At 37.2% G+C, this 18,996-nt stretch carries 16 protein-coding genes; 7 read left to right on the forward strand and 9 right to left on the reverse strand.

The genetic code is table 11. From position 1 onward, the window contains the following. Positions 1-100: 100 nt before the first annotated feature. Positions 101-2,227, forward strand: coding sequence for a DNA topoisomerase 3 (locus tag ACM6F9_RS06460; RefSeq protein WP_414844929.1), 2,127 nt, complete (start codon positions 101-103; stop codon positions 2,225-2,227). Between the two features lie 531 nt (positions 2,228-2,758). Here the strand turns inward: ACM6F9_RS06460 and ACM6F9_RS06465 are convergent. From ACM6F9_RS06465 to ACM6F9_RS06480, 4 genes are all read right to left on the reverse strand, one after another. Next, the gene (locus ACM6F9_RS06465; RefSeq protein WP_414844930.1) at positions 2,759-3,253 is read right to left on the reverse strand and encodes a hypothetical protein; all 495 of its coding nucleotides are present in this window, start codon (positions 3,251-3,253) and stop codon (positions 2,759-2,761) included. 194 nt (positions 3,254-3,447) lie between these two features. Further along, complete coding sequence (locus tag ACM6F9_RS06470; protein ID WP_414844931.1) at positions 3,448-4,302, reverse strand: helix-turn-helix domain-containing protein; 855 nt, start codon at positions 4,300-4,302, stop codon at positions 3,448-3,450. Between the two features lie 224 nt (positions 4,303-4,526). Next, on the reverse strand, positions 4,527-4,949 hold the full coding sequence (locus ACM6F9_RS06475) for a hypothetical protein (protein WP_414844932.1): 423 nt from the start codon (positions 4,947-4,949) through the stop codon (positions 4,527-4,529). 96 nt (positions 4,950-5,045) lie between these two features. Continuing rightward, complete coding sequence (locus ACM6F9_RS06480) at positions 5,046-5,915, reverse strand: helix-turn-helix domain-containing protein (RefSeq protein ID WP_414844933.1); 870 nt, start codon at positions 5,913-5,915, stop codon at positions 5,046-5,048. 102 nt (positions 5,916-6,017) lie between these two features. Here ACM6F9_RS06480 and ACM6F9_RS06485 point away from each other — a divergent pair, with 102 nt between their 5' ends. The 4 genes from ACM6F9_RS06485 (at position 6,018) to ACM6F9_RS06500 (ending at position 10,004) form a co-directional block, all read left to right on the forward strand. Beyond that, positions 6,018-7,424, forward strand: coding sequence for an aldehyde dehydrogenase family protein (locus tag ACM6F9_RS06485; protein WP_414844934.1), 1,407 nt, complete (start codon positions 6,018-6,020; stop codon positions 7,422-7,424). Between the two features lie 16 nt (positions 7,425-7,440). Further along, positions 7,441-8,994: a GMC family oxidoreductase gene (locus ACM6F9_RS06490; protein WP_414844935.1), complete on the forward strand. Its 1,554-nt coding sequence runs from the start codon at positions 7,441-7,443 to the stop codon at positions 8,992-8,994. A gap of 121 nt (positions 8,995-9,115) precedes the next feature. Beyond that, positions 9,116-9,538 (forward strand): PaaI family thioesterase, encoded by a 423-nt coding sequence (locus ACM6F9_RS06495; RefSeq protein ID WP_089690417.1) that lies wholly within the window; start codon positions 9,116-9,118, stop codon positions 9,536-9,538. Positions 9,539-9,659: 121 nt separating this feature from the next. After that, positions 9,660-10,004 (forward strand): phage holin family protein, encoded by a 345-nt coding sequence (locus ACM6F9_RS06500; protein WP_414844936.1) that lies wholly within the window; start codon positions 9,660-9,662, stop codon positions 10,002-10,004. A gap of 49 nt (positions 10,005-10,053) precedes the next feature. On the opposite strand, the gene ACM6F9_RS06505 is transcribed toward ACM6F9_RS06500, so the two are convergent. Continuing rightward, positions 10,054-10,920 carry a chitobiase/beta-hexosaminidase C-terminal domain-containing protein gene (locus ACM6F9_RS06505; RefSeq protein WP_414844937.1) on the reverse strand — a complete coding sequence of 289 codons (867 nt, stop codon included), beginning with the start codon at positions 10,918-10,920 and terminating at the stop codon, positions 10,054-10,056. 207 nt (positions 10,921-11,127) lie between these two features. Between ACM6F9_RS06505 and ACM6F9_RS06510 the strand changes: the two genes are divergently transcribed. Then, on the forward strand, positions 11,128-13,122 hold the full coding sequence (locus tag ACM6F9_RS06510) for a prolyl oligopeptidase family serine peptidase (RefSeq protein ID WP_414844938.1): 1,995 nt from the start codon (positions 11,128-11,130) through the stop codon (positions 13,120-13,122). A gap of 131 nt (positions 13,123-13,253) precedes the next feature. Beyond that, positions 13,254-13,745 carry a DNA-deoxyinosine glycosylase gene (locus ACM6F9_RS06515; RefSeq protein ID WP_414844939.1) on the forward strand — a complete coding sequence of 164 codons (492 nt, stop codon included), beginning with the start codon at positions 13,254-13,256 and terminating at the stop codon, positions 13,743-13,745. A gap of 139 nt (positions 13,746-13,884) precedes the next feature. Here the strand turns inward: ACM6F9_RS06515 and ACM6F9_RS06520 are convergent, their stop codons facing one another. The 4 genes from ACM6F9_RS06520 to ACM6F9_RS06535 form a co-directional block, all read right to left on the reverse strand. Beyond that, positions 13,885-14,919: a phosphotransferase enzyme family protein gene (locus tag ACM6F9_RS06520; protein ID WP_414844940.1), complete on the reverse strand. Its 1,035-nt coding sequence runs from the start codon at positions 14,917-14,919 to the stop codon at positions 13,885-13,887. Further along, positions 14,910-15,824 (reverse strand): nucleotidyltransferase family protein, encoded by a 915-nt coding sequence (locus ACM6F9_RS06525; RefSeq protein ID WP_414844941.1) that lies wholly within the window; start codon positions 15,822-15,824, stop codon positions 14,910-14,912. The genes ACM6F9_RS06520 and ACM6F9_RS06525 overlap by 10 nt, the downstream gene beginning before the upstream one ends. Further along, the gene (locus ACM6F9_RS06530) at positions 15,814-17,211 is read right to left on the reverse strand and encodes a Gfo/Idh/MocA family protein (RefSeq protein ID WP_414844942.1); all 1,398 of its coding nucleotides are present in this window, start codon (positions 17,209-17,211) and stop codon (positions 15,814-15,816) included. The genes ACM6F9_RS06525 and ACM6F9_RS06530 overlap by 11 nt, the downstream gene beginning before the upstream one ends. Positions 17,212-17,433: 222 nt before the next feature. Continuing rightward, positions 17,434-18,969: a peptidase M61 gene (locus ACM6F9_RS06535; RefSeq protein WP_414844943.1), complete on the reverse strand. Its 1,536-nt coding sequence runs from the start codon at positions 18,967-18,969 to the stop codon at positions 17,434-17,436. Positions 18,970-18,996 lie beyond the last annotated feature (27 nt).

Here is an 18,996-nt window from a genome sequence, read left to right on the forward strand (position 1 = left end):
GTAAATTACTCTTTCTCAACTTTAAGACCTCAATCCTCAACGAAATTTGAAAAGTCAAAAAAAATCCCGATTTTTGCACTCCTTCAATAAACCCGAGTTCATGAAATTATGTATTGCCGAGAAACCCAGTGTTGCCAGAGATATTGCTAAAGTATTGGGCGCTACCATGCCTAAACAAGGCTATATGGAAGGAAACGGCTATTGCGTAACATGGACGTTCGGACACCTTTGCACGCTGAAAGAACCTCACGATTACGGTCCACAGTTCAAATCCTGGAACCTTTTTTCATTACCCATTATTCCCAACAGCTTTGGAATCAAGCTGATCCCGAATAAAGGCGTTGAAAATCAGTTTAAAGTAATTGAAAGACTAGTTGAAGAATGTGATGAGGTTATTAATTGCGGGGATGCCGGGCAGGAGGGAGAACTCATTCAGCGTTGGGTATTACAGAAAGCAAAATGTAATAAACCTATCCAGCGTTTATGGATTTCTTCATTGACGGAAGATGCAATTAAAGAAGGTTTTGCAAGTTTAAAACCTGCAGAAGATTATAAAAATCTGTATCTGGCTGGAAATGCCAGAGCCATAGGAGACTGGTTATTGGGAATCAATGCTACGAGACTTTTTACCAAGAAATTTGGTGGGAATAAAGCTGTTCTTTCCATTGGAAGGGTGCAGACTCCTACATTGGCCATGCTGGTACAGCGTCAGAAAGAAATTGATGCCTTTACCACAGAAGAATACTGGGAACTGAAAACCAAGTATCGTGACGTGATTTTCAATGCAGCGATTGACCGTTTAAAAACGTTGGAACGTGCTGAAAAAGGATTGGAATATCTTAAAGTAAATCCATTTGAGATCGTTTCTTTCGAAATTAAAGAAGGAAAAGAAAAAAATCCACGACTTTTCGACTTGACCGGACTTCAGGTGGAAGCCAATAAAAAATACGGATATTCAGCAGAAAATACGTTGAACTATATCCAGAGTCTTTATGAAAAGAAGCACGTAACCTATCCACGTGTTGATACTACCTATCTATCCGAGAGTTTATATCCGAAAATAACTGGTATCCTTCAAAAAATGTATCCTTACCAGGATCTAATTGCTCCGCTACTGGAAGCTCCGATTCCGAAATCAAAAGCCGTTTTCGATGATACAAAAGTAACGGATCACCATGCGATCATTCCTACAGAAATTCCACCTTCCCAGAATCTGAGCAGGGAAGAAAAACTGATCTATGATCTGATTGCAAAACGCTTCATTGCTGTATTCTATCCGGAATGTAAAATTTCCAATACTTTGGTAGAAGGTAAAGTAGGAACCATTCCTTTTAAAACCAGTGGAAGACAGGTTCTTGAAGCAGGATGGAGAGCCGTTTACGCCAAAGAACCTAAAGAAGAAACCACCGATAAGGAAAAAGAAAAAGAGGAAGAACAAACCATCCCTGAATTTACTGTAGGAGAAACCGGACCCCACGATCCAATGATCCACCAGGGAAAAACAACACCTCCAAAACCCTATACTGAAGCAACATTACTGAGAGCGATGGAAACTGCCGGGAAACAGGTAGAAGATGAAGAACTGCGTGAAATGCTGAAGAACAACGGTATCGGAAGGCCATCCACCCGTGCGAACATCATCGAAACCCTCTTCAAAAGAAAATATATCGAGAAGAAAAGAAAGAACCTGATCGCTACCCAAACCGGAATCCAGCTGATTGATACCATTGAGGACGAACTTTTAAAAAGCCCGGAGCTTACCGGGGAATGGGAATCCAAACTTCGTAAAATTGAAAAAGGAGAGTATGAAGCCAATCTTTTCAAAGAAGAACTGATCCAGATGGTGACCGAACTGACTGAGAAAGTAGTGTATGGAAAAGGAAAAGTCATTACCCTTCAGGAAGAAGAGAAAGAAGAAGTAAAGGAGAAGAAAAAAAGAGAACCTGCACAGAAAAAAGAACTTCAGTCCTGGGAAGAAACGAAATGCCCGAAATGTAAAGAACACAATCTGATCAAAGGAAAAACTGCTGTAGGCTGCTCCGATTTCAAAAACTGTGGCTTTAAAATTACCTTTGAAATTTTTGGAAAAAAATTATCAGATAAACAACTTTTAGACCTTGTTTTAAAAGGAAAGACTTCAAAATTAAAGGGCTTTACCACACATCCGGAAGCCATTGCAGAAGGTGTTTTGACTTTGAGCGATAACTTTCAGACACAACTTAGCTAATCAACAGTATATTTGATACACATCGTCAATTACCATTTGAAAAGATACGTTTACTAGAATTATTAAGTGGAGAATACGGGATTCGAACCCATGACCTTTTGACTGGCAGTCAAACGCTATAGTTTTTTGTATACGCTGCTTATTATATTGGAATGAGATAAGCATTCTATCAAAGATAATAAAATAATGATAACAACTTCACACAGATTGGTGATTCGGTTTTTGACATTATTATATTTTATCGGAGATAAAATCCTTGCGCCTTAAAAACATAAAGCTCAGGACAAAACTTGCGTCTTTGCGTTTTCCAACCAAATTATACAGAGATTCCTACGAAGTGATAAATTATATAGATAGACTAAGCATTGTATTTGTCATTCCACAGGAATCCCGTCTTATCCTTTTCTATACAATCGTTATCCGGGCTTCCAATACTCCAACTAAAGACGTAAAAATTCCCCTCTTTCGGAGGGGTGGCAAAAATTCTTTGAATTTTTGACGGGGTGGTTTTACGGTTTTTTGAATACCCTATCATCGTGAAATTTCAACATTCTTTTTTTTCTGCTTCATAAACTGAAAAACAGATCCAACAATAAAAAGCAGGAAAATGATAAGAAGAGTCTGCCCAATGATCGGATCTTTGATATCTTTAGCCAAAGGATGCCTAATTGGAACTCTTGTGAAAGTCTCATTAATAGTGGGAACAAGCGATAGAAAAAAGCTGAATGACAGCAGAAAATTCTCAAAATATCTGGCTTTTCTAACTTCTTTTTTATTAACAAAAAGAAAATAAGCGACAGAGATCAACACGATGATAAACAAAGAAAATACATGTCCTGCATTAAAACCTCCGTTTTTGGAGATACCCAAAGCGGTTAGAGAAGTAACGGCTGTAGCATAAAAATATACTTTTCCTGACGGCTGAGCCAGATTGATTTTACCATATTTGATAAACCCTATAATGGCACCCACAAGTGCTGTGATGCCAATGATGGTATGAAAAATTCCTAAACTTGATAGATTCATATTGATATTATTTTAAATGTATACTTATTCAGTTGGAGCAACAGGTATATTTGTATTGCCTGAAACTGATGGTACAAATTTGCGATAGAAACACAAAAATGACTTTGTGATTTAGTTCAAGAATTTGAGATTTTGGTCCAAAAAAAAATTCCTTATCGAAATAAGGAACGCCCGTATCATAAAATAGGTTTCAATTATTTTTCTTTCCGTTCCTGACGGTAGCCTGAAGGTGTGACAAGATATTTATCACTGAAGTTTTTTGTAAAAGTAGCCAGATCATTGAAGCCGCAGTCCAATGCGATATCAGTAATACGTTCATCCGATATCAGCAGCAATTCGGCCGCTTTTTCAAGTTTTTTGTTTCTTATATAGCTGGCTGGAGTATCATTATATAACTTTGCAAATTCCCTTTTGAAGGATGATATACTTAAATTACTTTGCTCTGCAAGCTGATCAATCGTTAGCTGTGAAAATAAATTCTCTTCAATGATTTGCTTAAAAGAATAAGTCGTTGGGGAAAAAAGCTGTGATAGAATCAGCTGTACAGAATCAGCATTCTGTGATTGAGCCAGTAGCAACAGGATTTCCTTTAATTTAAGAACTAATATATCTTCATTTACCAGGGAAGGATTTTCAAAATAAAAAAGCAGCCCTTCTACATACTTTTGGATCAGAAAATCATTATTTATTTTCTCATTGGATTTATTTGAAACTATATTGGCTGGTTTTTGCAGCAATAAAGGTAATTCCCTGTCATAGATTTTTTTAAGGATATCCGGGTAAAAAGTAACGATCACAATTTCACAATGATCTTCGGACCCTGAATTCTGAATATACTTTCCGGAAGTGATGCAATTGAGAAACAGAGAATAATTCGTGGGAACATTAAACTCCTGTTCATCCGTTTTATATTGAAACTCACCTTTAAGAACATACAGAAAGCAGGCTTGTTCCGAGACCGGGAAATCGTATCTGAATGGACCTTTCAAATCAATTTTCTGTATCAGAGTCTTTCCGAACAGTTCGTGTTTTTTGTAATCATTCAACATAATGGAGGAATTTCTTTTTTGAATTCAATAATAGGAAAGTTAAATAAATTTTCATTGTAAATTCAAAGCAATAATCCATTTTATAGGAGATAAAACCTTAGCGCCTTAAAAACATATAGTTTGGGAACAATTTGCGACTTTGCGTTTTTCCAGCCAAACTATAGCTGTACGGATAGACTAAACGTTGTGTTTGTCATTCCGCACATTGCAGCTGACAGGGTGGTTTACCGGAATAACTTTTCATACCAACCGCCAACATCACTTTTAATTTCTTCATGATGCTTACATAAAATCAAAGCCAGTTCTAGCTCAGACCTGTCAGATTGATAAGGATTCAACGTAAGAAATCCAAAGAAATTCCCATCCTGATCCAGGATTGCCGGAGGATAAGAAGTATAAGAATTCCATGGTGAATAGGGGCCGTATGTACTTCCGTAGTTTCCATAAGCGTTCCAGATGGATTTTGAACTGAAGACATTCCCGTAATCACTGAACTTATTCCATATCGAATTTTTATCAAAATTGTCACAGTTTAAGCATCCTAGATATTCTTTTTGATCCGCACCGCCATACAAATGCAGAGTTTGCGTATGAAAAATACAGCATAAGAGAAGGCTTACAACAATGAATACTTTTTTACAGTACATAAGATGATTACTTTATTTAATAATGATAATTACAAGAAATGGATGGTCAATATTAACCTCCATCTTCCTTTCTCCCATCTTTCAGCCCTAATAACATCAATCTATTTTAAATTTTTTCGGAGACTTTCCTGTGATCTGGGTGAATTTTCTATAAAAATATTCAAGCGTATTAAAACCGGATTCGAAGCATATATTTTTAATTCCGATTTCAGGATTGCTGATCAAAAGCTGTTTGGCATGTTCTATTCTCAGCTGGATAATATATTCTACCGGAGTACAGTTGTAGGAATGCTTAAACTTTTTAAACAAATTGGCCTCACTCATTCCTGCGATTACAGACAGTTTCTTAATGGTAATCGGTTCTTTGTAATTGTTTTTGATAAAATGAACCACTTCCTGCAAACCATTCTGTACACTTCCTGTCTTGTCAGAATACAAAAGGATATGTTTTGCATTGGTTTTCATCAACTCATAAATCAGTTCTTTCAGGCTTAAGCTTAAAAGAAAATCTGAGGTACCGTGGAGATTTCCGTCAATTCTTCTGTTATAAAGGTTAGTAAGGCTTCTCCATAAAGATTCATCCGAACTTACGAATTTTTTCACCGCATTTTCTTTCATCATAATGCCCGTTCTGTCCCAATCCGGATGCCAGTTTTCAATCACTTCAGCGAATACACTGTCAATATATTCCTGCTCAATATTTAATACAAGACATTTGGTGGGTTCTTTGAAAACAGGGTGAATATCTATGCTCAATTCCTTGTTACAGGGCGGAATAAATACACTTCTTTCATTAAACTCAAACGTCTCGTCCTCACTGCGAATGATCTTATTGCCACTCAGCATAAGCGTGATGACAGGTTTTTCAAAAAAGAAAGGAAAATCATGACAAACTACATTCGTTTCAAATACATTCAATTCACCAAAAGGAATGCTGAAAACAGTTCTTTCTTCGATCTTTTCCATGATAGATAGAGTTTAGGTTAAAAAAAATAGAGAATAGGTAAATGATTTATATCATGTTATTGCCATTTTCGAACTACGTAAAATACAAAATAATTTAAAACAATGGAAAATACATCGGTAGCCAAAGAAACCTATACTCCAGATACTCAGTTTTTATCCTTAAATCCTTCTACCTTAGAGGTTATAGGGGAAGTTGCCAATACTTCACGCGAGGAAATTGATGCTAAAATTGAGAAAGCAAAAAAAGCCCAAAAACGATGGGCAGCAAGGCCGGATGCAGAAAGAAAAGAAATTTTATTAAAAGTTGCAGAAGCTTTACAGCAAAATTCAAAACACCTTGCAGAATGGATCACCCGCGAACAGGGAAAACCGCTTAATGGTCCTGGAGCCAATTTCGAAATGCAAGCCTGTGTAGGCTGGACACAAGTTCCGGCATCACTGGACTTACCCGAAGAAATTGTTTTTGAAGATGAAACCAGAAAAGATATTTTATACAGAAACCCGATTGGAATAGTAGCTGCTATTGCTCCCTGGAACTGGCCGTTGATGATTGCCATCTGGCAGATTATTCCTTCACTCAGAATGGGAAATGCGGTGATCATCAAACCTTCGGAATATACTACCTATTGTAGTTTAGAATTGATAAAAGTGATCAATAGTGTGCTTCCTGAGGATATTTTACAGGTGATAACTGGCAGAGGAGAAGTAGGAGGTTACCTTACGTCACATCCGGAAATTGGAAAAATTATGTTCACAGGTTCAATTGCCACAGGTAAAAAAGTCATTGAAGCTTCTGTTAAAAATATGGCCAGATTAACCCTTGAATGCGGAGGAAATGATGCAGGAATTATCTTACCGGGACTTGATGTCTCCAAACATATTGATAATATTTTCTGGGGGGCTTTCCTGAATATGGGACAAACCTGTGCATGCTTAAAGAGATTATACGTTCATGAAAACGATTATGAAAAAGTAGTTCAGGCATTGGCAGATTATTCTTCCAATATTCCTATGGGCAACGGAGCAGATGAAACCAGTGTTCTGGGACCTATCCAGAATAAAATGCAGTACGACAAAATTCAGGATCTGATCCGTGATTCTGAAAATATCGGGGCAGATTTTATATTTACAGGACAAAAACCTGATCTGGAAGGATATTTCATTCCCGTAACCTTAGTTGGAAATGTAGATAATGGAGATAGAATTGTAGACGAAGAACAGTTCGGTCCGGTGTTGCCAATCATTAAATATAAAACATTGGAAGAAGCCATCAGCAAGGCCAATGATTCAGAAAACGGATTGGGAGCTTCTGTTTGGAGTGATAATATTGACGAAGCTCAGAAATTGGCAGCACAACTGGAAGCAGGAACAGTCTGGATCAATCAGCATGGAGCGATTCACCCGTTTGTACCATTTGGAGGAGCAAAACAATCCGGTTATGGAGTAGAATTCGGAATTGAAGGATTGAAAGCAGTCACAGTTCCCAAAGTAATAAGCATCAAAAAATAAAACAAATAAAAAACACATGAAATACGATTTTATAATTGTCGGATCCGGTTCGGCAGGAGCTGTAATAGCTAATAGATTAAGTGAAAACGAAAATATAAATGTACTCCTTTTGGAAGCAGGTCCTGATGATAAAGTTGCTGAAGTACAGGAGCAGTCAGGATGGCCTGCTGTATGGAATACAGAAAGAGACTGGGCATATCATACCGTAGTGCAGGAATATGCAGGAGGAAATACCAGATATTGGCCTCGTGGTAAAACATTGGGAGGTTCAAGCTCTATCAACGGATTGATCTATATCAGAGGCCATCAGCAGGATTATGATAATTGGGCTTATAAAGGATGCCTGGGTTGGGACTGGAATAGTGTTTTGCCTTACTTTAAAAAATCTGAAACCCATGAAGATGGTGGAGACAAAACTCATGGAGGAGAAGGACCGCTTTTTGTGAGCCGTATCAAACATCCAAATGCTATTTCAATAAGTGCTATTGAAGCCTGTAAAGAACTGGGTTATCCTTTGACGGATGATTTTAACAAAGAAATATGGGGAGCGGGTCTTAATCATCTGACTGCAGGAAGAGACGGAAAGAGATGCTCAACAGCAAAAGCATTCTTAGATCCTGTGAAATCGCGTACCAATCTACATATTCATACCAATGCCTTGGCTCAGAAATTAATTTTTGAAGGAAATGAATGTATCGGAATTCAGTATTTGAAAGACGGTAAATTAATAGAAGTAGAAGCTGAAAAAGAAGTCATTGTATCCTGTGGAACCATTGAATCTGCGAAACTTCTGATGCTTTCTGGAATTGGGGATAAAGAAGAACTGGAATCTGTAGGAATTGCAGTGGTAAAAGACCTGAAAGGAGTTGGGAAAAACCTCCAGGATCACCTTTTGACCAGCGTTATTTTTAAAGCTAAAAAAGAAATCCCTGCTCCGCAAGCCAATCTGCTGGAAGCTCAGTTATTCTGGAAAAGCAAAGAAGAAATGGCGTTCCCGGACTTGCAGCCTTTATTCATGGGGCTTCCTTATTACAGCCCTGGATTCACAGGACCAGAAAAAGCTTTTACATTCTGTGCAGGATTTATCAGACCTGCCAGTAAAGGATACATCAGACTGACTTCTTCTGATCCTTCTGTATCACCAGAAATTAATCCTATGTATCTTTCTGAAGAATCTGATCTGGAGGCCCTTTATACATGCGTTGAAATATGCCGTGAAATGGGAAAGACAGAAGCTATGAAAGAATGGAATGACGGTGAAATTTATCCAGGAGAAGGAAAAACAAAAGAAGAAGTGATTGACTACATTAAAAAGTCATGCTCCACCTATCATCATATGACAGGAACCTGTAAAATGGGAATCGACAGCTATTCTGTAGTGGATCCAAGACTAAAAGTATATGGAATAAAAGGATTAAGAGTTGCAGATGCATCCATTATGCCGGATGTGGTTTCCGGAAATACCAATGCACCTACCATTATGATTGGTGAAAAAGCAGCTGATATGATCAAAGAAGATCATCATTTGAAAGCGTCAGACTCATCTGAAAAGTTATCGTTTGTTGTGTAAGAAGGTTTAAAACCCTGAAAGAAACCGTTTCGCATTAGGTGAAACGGTTTTTTGATAAAAATTTCCGGGATTATTGGGATCAAAAACGCGATAGCACTTACCTTTGTTTAAAATAAAATTCATGACACCAGAAAAAAAGAAACTCATTACAGACAGCTTTGGACGTTCGGAAACCCTACAATTCTATAAAGCAGAACTGCTGGAAGTAGAAACCGATTTTATATCCATGAAAATTCCTAAAATGGAAATGATGACCAGAAAAGCAGGAATGTTCAATGGAGCAATGATCGCCTCTTTAGTGGATGTTTCTTCAGGGTATGCAGCTGTGAGCCATTATCCGGAAGACTGTTATGTTGTGACTGTTGAGCTGAAGGTGAATTATCTTCGTCCTGCGATGGGAGATGCCTTGGTTTCAAAATCCTATGTTATCAAAGGCGGAGGAAAAATTGTGGTGGTAAGAACGGAAATCTATGTTCAAACCGAAGGCTCTGATTCTGAAAGTCATGTAGCCACTTCATTAGTAACCATGATGAAAATAAAATAAGATATTAAGGGGAATAAGTGGCAAAATATTCCTTAAATAAAGGGTTTCAAAGAATTCTTTTTTTCGAAATGGAATGGCTTTTGCTCCATATACTCCATATAAACATTAAAAAAATAACTCAATGAACTTAATTATCCGATTATTTGTAACAGCAATTGTTGCTTATCTTCTAACTAAAGTCTTACCGGGAGTACATTTTGAAGGATTTTCCTCAGCCATTATCTTTGCTATTGTGCTAGGGGTTCTTAACATATTTGTAAAGCCTATTTTAAGTCTGTTTGGACTTCCGTTGACCATTCTTACCTTAGGGTTCTTTGCTCTGGTGATCAATGCTGGAATTGTCCTGATTGCAGACTACTTTATAGATAGTATGGTAGTAGATGGTTTCTGGTGGGCATTTATCTTCAGTATATTATTGTCAATCGTAACTTCCCTTGCGAACTCAATGTTCTCAGATGGAGATTAATTAAAACATAACATATCGTAATAAAAAAAACCGCTCATTGAGCGGTTTTTTATTTTTTGATGAACTTCAGTAAAACTAAGTCTCCTTTTGAATCTTTAAGCTTTAGAAAGTAATTTCCTGAAATAAGTTGATTAATTGCAATTTCCTTTACAAATTGATTCTTTAAAATGATCCTTCCATTTACATCTATAATCTCATATTCCTGAAAATTCTGATCCGTATTTATCTTTAAAATTTCTGAAACAGGATTCGGGTAAACTTTGATCAAAACACTGTTGTTTTTTGGCAGTGTTTCATGAGTTGATAAAAACAGACATGATGGTGGAGTTGTTATCACTCCGTCCGTAAAATCATAATAGATAGTACTTCCCATCGGAATTAGATTGGTACTGATGGTCGCAGGAATATTCTCAAAAAGAGTACAATTGTTAAAACGTACATTGGCACTTTCAAAATTTCTGGTAGCTTTATACCATGATTCGCATCCTGCTGGCTGCATTACAACTCCCGGCCAGAATGTATCCATTGCAAACCCGTCGATGGAATTGGGGCTCACCATATCCACTATTACACAGCTTCCGGTAGCCCATGTAGATGGAATTTTAAAATAAATAGTCGCCGTAGGAATACTCCCTGTATAATACTTTTTACTGATTACAGTTGAAGAACTTCCCTGTCCGTTCACAAGAAATGCCTTGATTTCTTTATTCTGATCAATAGAAATCTGCACATTATTGACTGCTGAACTCGAACTCAGCGTTGGAGTGCTTCCATCTGTAGTATAGTAAATAGTTCCGTTTCCCGAAATAGTAGCCTGGTAAGGATTATAATAATGATTAGGAAAAGGACTTATCGTTAGTTGCGAAAAAATGAATGAGGATATAAAAAATGAAGAAAAAAGTAGAAATTTTTTCATATAAAATGGGTATTAGTTTGTTTTTTGTAAAATTAATGAAATTCAGTCATAAATAAGTTATTTATTTTTCAACTTTAGGAAACTTAATTGTTAATTCTTTCGTCCGTTTTTATTTTAAATATTAACTTTGGCAATCTTTGAATTTAATAAAAGGGTGTATTGAAATCAATAGGATTCCATAGATCCGTTAAAAATGAATATCAACATATGAAACTTAAGTACAGTCTGCTGGCTTTGGCAGCTCCGCTTTTAATGAATGCACAACAAGTAATGACGCCTGAAATTCTTTGGACTTTGAAAAAAGTTGGAGTACAGGCAGTTTCACCAGATCAGGGTTCTCTTATCTATAAAGTAGGACAGGTAGATCTGAAAACAGAAAAAACAAAAAACGAGAACTATTTTCTGAATGTTCTTAATAATCAGTCTTCCAAAATTGATTTCGGTAAAAAAGCCCTTATTCAATGGGATAAAAACGGAATCTATGCTCAGGAAGGAGATAAAATCTATCTTTCTAAAGATGCAGGGAAAACATGGACAGAATTTTATACCATCGGTGAAGCTGATAATGTTGTAATTTCTCCGGACGGAAAGAAAATTGCTTTCAGTAAGCAGGTATTGGTAGAAAAAGTGATGGGGAAAGACAAATTCAGTGATACCCCTAAAACTACAGCTCAGGTATATACAGACCTTAACCACAGACACTGGGACTATTTCAATGAAGGAAAATACAACCACGTATTTGTAGTGAATACTTCTGATAAAGTAGATGGGGCTAAAGATCTTCTGGAAGGGAAAACATGGGATTCTCCTCAAAGACCTTTCGGAGGTGCTGAAGACTTTATCTGGAGCCCGGATTCTGCACAGCTTTTATATGTTACAAAACCTAAAAGCGGAAAAGAGTACGCTACAAGTACCAATACTGATATCTTTGCTTACGATTTGGCATCAGGTACAACCAAAAACCTTACAGAATCCAACAAAGGATATGATCTAAACCCAAAATTCAGCCCGGACGGAAAATCTTTAATCTGGCAGAGCATGGCCAGAGATGGGTATGAAGCAGATAAGAATGATGTGAAAATCCTGGACTGGAAGTCAGGGAAGACCACAAACCTTACATCAGGATGGGACGAAAGTGTTTCAGGAGATGTACTTTGGGGTGCAGATTCAAAAACGATCTACTTTACAGCAGCATTCAGAGGAACAAAACAGCTTTTCTCGCTGGATTCAAAATCAGCAAAAGTACAGCAGATTACCAAAGGTGATTTTGACGTTAACGAAATCTTTACAGACAATAAATCTTCACTTTTAGTAGGAAGAACTGATGTAAACCATGCAACAGAATTGTTCTCTGTAAACGTTAAAAATGGAGAAATGAAGCAGGTGACTGAAGCTAACAAAGAAGCTTATGCTAAGTTAGCTCAAGGGAAATCTGAACTTAAAATGGTAAAAACTTCAGATGGTAAAGAAATGGGAGTTTGGTTCCATTATCCACCAAACTTTGACCCAAACAAAAAATATCCTACTTTGGTATATTGCCAGGGTGGACCACAGTCTGCTCTTACTCAGTTTTTCAGCGTAAGATGGAACTTTGCCTTAATGACAGCCAATGATTATATCGTAGTGGCTCCAAACAGAAGAGGTATGCCGGGCTGGGGAACAAAATGGAACGAAGAAATTTCAAGAGACTGGGGCGGACAGCCGATGAGAGATTATCTGGCAGCAACAGATTTTGCGAAAACTTTACCATATGTAGATGGTGACAGAGTAGCCGCTGTAGGGGCGAGTTACGGTGGATACAGTGTATTTATGCTGGCAGGAATCCATGAGAACAGATTCAAGACGTTCATTGCTCACGATGGATTATTTGATATGAAATCCTGGTATCTGACGACTGAGGAACTTTGGTTTGCCAATTGGGATCTTGGTTCTCCGTGGGAAAAACCACAGCCAAAAGCGTATACAGAATTCAACCCAAGCAACTTTGTAGATAAATGGAACAAGCCAATCATGATTGTTCAGGGAGGAATTGATTTCCGTGTTCCTTACGAGCAAGGGCAGGAAGCTTTCCAGGCTGCAAAATTAAGAGGATTAAAATCTAAACTGGTTTACTTCCCGAACGAAAATCACTGGGTACTTCATCCACAAAACGGATTGGTATGGCAGAGAGAATTCTTCGATTGGTTGAAGGAAACTTTATAAGACAAACAACAATTTATGATCAATAGAAACGGGCTTTAGCCCGTTTTTTTTATAATGAATAATCTGACTAGCTTCCAGCCTTCCTCTTCCGGCTTCCTAATCTACAAGTAATAAAATCTCTATATTTGAATATGCAAAACCGTATCTCTTCATTTCCACCCCTTATTGATGCCCAATCTGAAGTTTTAATTTTAGGCTCGATTCCCGGTGTGAAATCATTAGAAAAGCAGCAGTATTATGGTCACCCTCAAAACAAATTCTGGAAAATTATTTTTGAATTGCTGAACGAAGAATTCACAGATGATTACACGCAAAGAATAGAAACCATCAGGAAACATCATATTGCGCTCTGGGATGTCATCGATTCCTGTGAGAGAAAAGGAAGCCTGGATTCTGAAATCAGGAATGAAGAAGCCAATCAGATTGCAGAACTGCTGGAAGAACACCCGAATGTAAAAGCCATTTTTTGCAATGGTGGAAAATCTTACAAAAATTTACAGAAACTATTAGGAAAAAACTATAGATTACCCATTTTTCTATTGCCTTCTACAAGCCCGCTTCATACCGTTTCTTTTGAAAAAAAGCTGGAAGAATGGAAGGAAATTCTTGAATTTTTGGTTTGAGAGTGGAAGAGTTTTAGAGGATAAAGCTAGATTTCTACAGAATGACAAATTGTAGAGATAGATAAAGCACTCTGTTTGTCATTCCGAAGGAATCTAAATGTCGTATGTAATTTTAGTCCAAATAATAAGAATTTAAAAATCATTCACCTTCCAAGTATTCCCGTAGTCCTTTCAACAGCTCCAGCTGGTTTTTTGTCCTATCCAGGTTGTGCTCAGGATGCGTGATAGAATAGTAAGTACTTCCGTTCAGATAATCCGTTAAAAAACGAAGTTCCTGAATATAAATGGCGACTTGTGCTGCATAATCAAGATTCTCGGATTCTGTTGGAGTCAGTTTTTCTTTTAAATAAAACAGAAAACCTTTTTTTACAACCTTATACATTTCGGGATCGAAATTATTTGTGGCATTTCCGTCATCCTCATGGGTTGTATTGGTATAGGACTGGATCATTGTTCCAAAATCATACAAAATTGTAGAAATCATCATGGTGTCCAGATCAATCACAGCCAACGGTTGGTGATTTTGATCGAAGAGAATATTACTGATTTTTACATCGGCATGAATAATTCTTTTGGGAATTTGATTGGTTTTTTCCATTTCAATCCATTGATCAGGCAAGGATAAAAACTGGTTGGTGATTTCTATTTCAGTCTTTGCATTTTCTTTTAAATGGGGAGCCGCATCTTTTAATGCATTTTTATAATCTGCAACCCTTTTCTCAAAATTAAGAAAATTAGGAAGAGAATCTTCTATGGCCGGCAGTTTTTCAGTATTGATGGTGGTAAGGAAATAGCTGAAAGTTTTAGCTGCTTCAAAAGCCACTTGTAAAGAGGGAGCGGAAAGAAAGGTCATACTGTTTTCTACGAAACTCAGCATTCGCCACGGCTGGCCATTTACATCTTCTACCAAGAGCCTGTTGTTTCGAGAGAGGATAGGCTCAATAATTTGAAACTGATAATCATTTGCCTTGAGAATTTCATTAACCATTAAATGATTATTGACAATCACTTCCGGCTGTTTGAAAACATGATTGTTGATTTTCTGCAGGATAAACTTTTTTGCCTGATCTTTATCTTCCAAAAGATAGGTTGTATTGATCAATCCGTCCGTAATAGAAGTGAGTTCATAATTATCTGTACCAATAAACTCATTAATAATGTCATTTAATTCCATAAATCTTCCGGGTATCTGTTGTTCTTAATCTCTGAGGTCAGAAAATCTATAATTTCCTTTTTGTCATCGGCATAAGTAACTCCCATCCATTGGGAAGGAGAGGTCTTTACCTTTACTTTTACTCTGTTTTCGTTCATCATTTTTTGTACTGCAGAAGGAATGTAAAATTCCTGATTAGGCAGCGGATCAGATTCAATGAAATCATAAAAATAGGCTTCCAGATAACAGAAAATATGAGGATGAAAAATAAAAAAGTTCATGGATACCAATGTTTCCGGATCCAGTTTTATATTTTCTCCGTTTTTAATATAAATGATTGAGCTATTTATTTTTTGAATAGAAGTTTGTTCCTCAACTTTGATCAGATAATTTTCAGTATCCAATGTACAAATTCCCCTTGCAACAGCTCCGTTTCCACTCAATGTTGTTCCTACAGGATAGGCAACCATTCCTAATTGTATATCTGAAATATGATGATGGTTAATCTCATGAGCTGCCAGCTGATAGGCTTCTTTTCCATAGAAATCATCCGCATTAATCATCACAAACGGCTCCTGTATCGAATATTTGGCACAAAGAACAGCATGAGCAGTTCCCCAAGGTTTTTCACGATCAGGATAATCAAAGCCCTCCAGTGAAATAGGAATACTGTCTATCTCCTGATATACCCAATGAAGTTCAAAATTTTTATCTTTTGAAATGCTGTTGAGCCTTTCAATATAACTTTCGGGAATCAGTTTGTTGACAATAATAACTATTTTTTGAAAACCGGCCTCCAAAGCATCAAAGACAGAATACTCCAGAATCGGAGAACCGTTATTGAGTATTCCATCCACCTGTTTGAGCCCTTTGTATCGGCTGCCTAATCCGCCTGCTAATATGAGTAATGTCTTTTTAGAACTCATCAGTCATTCCAAATACAGGTTTACGGGTTTTCCATTTTCCATTGGTGAAATCAGGGATATCAACCACCTGGCCCCCTTTGGCAATAGACTCTTCACTCAATGGCGTAATCGAATACCATAAAGCAAGATCATATACATCCATCGGGAATTCTATATTTCGTTTGATACATTCAATAAAAGTATTCATCACAAAGAAATCCATTCCGCCATGTCCGGCTCCTGCAGCAGTATTTTCAAATTTCTTCCATATCGGATGATCATATTCTTTCATCCATTTTTCTGTGTTGTCCCAACGGTGGGTATGATTCATTGTTTTTTCAAAATAAATATTTCCCTGGTTGAAATCCCCCCATCCGAAATCCTGCCACAATCCCTCAGTTCCCTGAACTCTGAAGCCAAGGTCATAAGGTCGCTGCAAGCTTGTATCATGAGTCAGAAGGATGGTTTCTCCGTTAGCACATGCTATTTGAGTGGTTACGATATCTCCCTGGTTGAATTTTACTTTGGCACTTGGATGGTTTTCCCCACCTTTAGGATGTTCAACAATATACTTGTGAAGTCCTACAGATTTTGATGAAAATGAAGATAGTCTTGTTAATCGGTTTCCTCTGTTGATGTCCATCATCATAGCCACAGGGCCTAAACCATGGGTAGGATAAAGCTCACCGTTACGTTTTACATAATGCTCAGTTCTCCATTTCGCTTCACTGAATCCTTTTTCTCCGAACTCAGCGCCGGAATTATAAGGGGTAACACCATCATTGAAAAGAACTCCTCTCAAATCATGCTGATAACCGCCTCTTCCATGTACTAATTCCCCGAACATCCCTTTGCGGACCATATTCAGGATGGCCATGATATCTCTTCGGTAACATACGTTCTCCATCATAAAGATAGGAACTTTCGTTTCCTCGTATACTTTTACAAATTCCCAGCAGTCCTCAAGTTTGATGGCTCCGGAAACTTCCATACCTACAATTTTTTTGGCACGCATTGCTTCTACACCCTGTGTAAGATGCCATTCCCATGGAGTAGCAATTACAACAGCGTCTATTGTTTTTAATTTGAGAAGATTTCGATAGTCATGTTCTCCGTTGGAAAACTCCTGAGCAGCTGGTTTATTATTGTCTTTTAAGATTTTTTGAGACGCAGCAAGCATTTTTTTCTCTGGATCTGCAAATGCTACAATCTCTACATCATTACGTTTTGCCAGTAATTTTACATGTTCCTGACCACGAAGACCTACGCCGATAAAACCGACGCGGACTTTTTTATCTGTTTTAAAATCATGGGAATAAGCAAATAAAGAATTGGGTAAAACCAATGCCCCAAAACTTGCTAGAGCTGCTGTCTTAAGAAAATTTCTGCGGGAGTTACTATTGTCCATCTATTTTTTTTCTTAAATATATAAAAACTTTTGTAAATCCCGATAAGGTGATGGAGAATCGGAGGATGAAGAAGGGGAGACTGTTTGTAAGAATTTGAGGGTTGTTGGATTTTAAAGTTAAATGGTTTTTAAGTTATTGAATTATAGGTTGTTAATTTTCACTTTTTTTCTATTTTTTTTTCAATTTATTTTTTTTACCTGAATTGTTATCTGCATGAAAATTTATTGATTGATCCAAGCTTTTCTTAAAGCCAGTTGTTTTACATCAGGATTGGGTAGAGAAGTTACTTTTCCAGTGGCTTCATCATAGTTGAAACCTACTTTTTCCAGGTACTCTTTTAAAGGAATAGGTTGTGTGCCTTCTATATAATCTCTGAAAAATGTACGAATTTCCGGAAAAGTCATTTTGGTAATTTCATCGAAAAGGTCATCGTCATTAAAATATTTACCCGCTCCATACTTTTTCATGAGCATCTGCATCAGATCCTGGGTTCCCATTTTTCCGTTAGAAAGCTCTCTTAGTCTTATGTCCAGACACAATCCAAGTAAAGCTCCTTTCAGATAAAAATTCATATACTGATCCTGTCTTTCCATGGATTTTTTACTCATTTCTGTAAAAGACAGGGTATTGTCAAATGCTTTCATGCCTCTGATCTTTTCTTCCAGACTTTTTTCAAAATCTTCCAGACTGATCATTTTTTGTTTGATAGGCATGTGGATAGTGGCATACTCGGTCATCCCTTCGTATAGCCAAAGATGTTTAGACATAACAGGATTCAGGAAATCATAATGCTGAATTTCTCCTGAATGAATATTAAGCGGCGTAACGACATGGAAAAACTCATGGGAAGCAACCCTGTTCAAAGCATTCGGCAGAAACTTCATGCTTCCGGAGCGGTACAGACACACTGTAGAGTGGGAGTGTTCCAGTCCGTCACCCAAAAATCCATTCTCATTAGAAGATTCATAATAAATCAGAAATGCGTATTTGTTGACTGGTAATGTTCCGCCAAGATATGCCTGTTGATTTTTCAGAATGTTTTCTATTTCGTGGGCAATCGTTTTGGAATAATTCCTTTCTTTTTTGTTGTAGAATGAGACAAGTACTTTGGTATGGCCTATTTTGAGCCATGTGGTATCAGGAACAGAATATAAAACAGGAGAGTCTACCAATTCCCGGTAATCCTTTGCCCAAACCATATCTGTGATTTTATTTTTCTGTTTATAGTCTAAGGCTGAGGAAGCATAGAAATCCTTGTTTTTTGTAATGGTAATCTGATAGGGAATATCTTTCATTTCTTCAAAATATCCTACTAAAGAATTATAATTGATGACAAAAACGCTGTCTTTTATAAACATGCTGCCGGCAGATCGGGCTTCATTAGATTCTTTTTCCAGAGAGTCCCATCCGTCAGCTACCTGATATGATATTTTCTTTACACGGCTAAGATCATGCACCATCCAGCTGTTTTTGTCCAGGCGTTCGGTTATGATTTTCTTACCGTTTTTATCCGTGGCTGTGAAATCAGAAACATACTGTCCGAAATTCATAGCCTGATAAAATCCGGGTACCAGTTTTGGAATGATAAATTTGCCCTGTTTAAGATTATTCTTTGGGGGCGAAAAAGATACCCGGACTTCATCATTAGACATATGAAGAAGATCTATATTGTATTCGTAATTTTTCTTTGAAGTCTGAGCAATCATTACATTAGGTAGTAGTACGATCACAAAAAATAACTTGATAAGAGTATTCATGAGCTGCAAATTTTAATTATTACGAAT

It is taken from the genome of Chryseobacterium sp. IT-36CA2 (genome assembly GCF_949767875.1).
Taxonomy (GTDB): Bacteria; Bacteroidota; Bacteroidia; order Flavobacteriales; family Weeksellaceae; genus Chryseobacterium.

Coding starts and splice junctions, on each gene's coding strand:
- ACM6F9_RS06460 (WP_414844929.1), top strand. CDS start 101: ATGAAATTATGTATTGCCGAGAAACCCAGTGTTGCCAGAGATATTGCT.
- ACM6F9_RS06465 (WP_414844930.1), bottom strand. CDS start 3,253: ATGAATCTATCAAGTTTAGGAATTTTTCATACCATCATTGGCATCACA.
- ACM6F9_RS06470 (WP_414844931.1), bottom strand. CDS start 4,302: ATGTTGAATGATTACAAAAAACACGAACTGTTCGGAAAGACTCTGATA.
- ACM6F9_RS06475 (WP_414844932.1), bottom strand. CDS start 4,949: ATGTACTGTAAAAAAGTATTCATTGTTGTAAGCCTTCTCTTATGCTGT.
- ACM6F9_RS06480 (WP_414844933.1), bottom strand. CDS start 5,915: ATGGAAAAGATCGAAGAAAGAACTGTTTTCAGCATTCCTTTTGGTGAA.
- ACM6F9_RS06485 (WP_414844934.1), top strand. CDS start 6,018: ATGGAAAATACATCGGTAGCCAAAGAAACCTATACTCCAGATACTCAG.
- ACM6F9_RS06490 (WP_414844935.1), top strand. CDS start 7,441: ATGAAATACGATTTTATAATTGTCGGATCCGGTTCGGCAGGAGCTGTA.
- ACM6F9_RS06495 (WP_089690417.1), top strand. CDS start 9,116: ATGACACCAGAAAAAAAGAAACTCATTACAGACAGCTTTGGACGTTCG.
- ACM6F9_RS06500 (WP_414844936.1), top strand. CDS start 9,660: ATGAACTTAATTATCCGATTATTTGTAACAGCAATTGTTGCTTATCTT.
- ACM6F9_RS06505 (WP_414844937.1), bottom strand. CDS start 10,920: ATGAAAAAATTTCTACTTTTTTCTTCATTTTTTATATCCTCATTCATT.
- ACM6F9_RS06510 (WP_414844938.1), top strand. CDS start 11,128: ATGAAACTTAAGTACAGTCTGCTGGCTTTGGCAGCTCCGCTTTTAATG.
- ACM6F9_RS06515 (WP_414844939.1), top strand. CDS start 13,254: ATGCAAAACCGTATCTCTTCATTTCCACCCCTTATTGATGCCCAATCT.
- ACM6F9_RS06520 (WP_414844940.1), bottom strand. CDS start 14,919: ATGGAATTAAATGACATTATTAATGAGTTTATTGGTACAGATAATTAT.
- ACM6F9_RS06525 (WP_414844941.1), bottom strand. CDS start 15,824: ATGAGTTCTAAAAAGACATTACTCATATTAGCAGGCGGATTAGGCAGC.
- ACM6F9_RS06530 (WP_414844942.1), bottom strand. CDS start 17,211: ATGGACAATAGTAACTCCCGCAGAAATTTTCTTAAGACAGCAGCTCTA.
- ACM6F9_RS06535 (WP_414844943.1), bottom strand. CDS start 18,969: ATGAATACTCTTATCAAGTTATTTTTTGTGATCGTACTACTACCTAAT.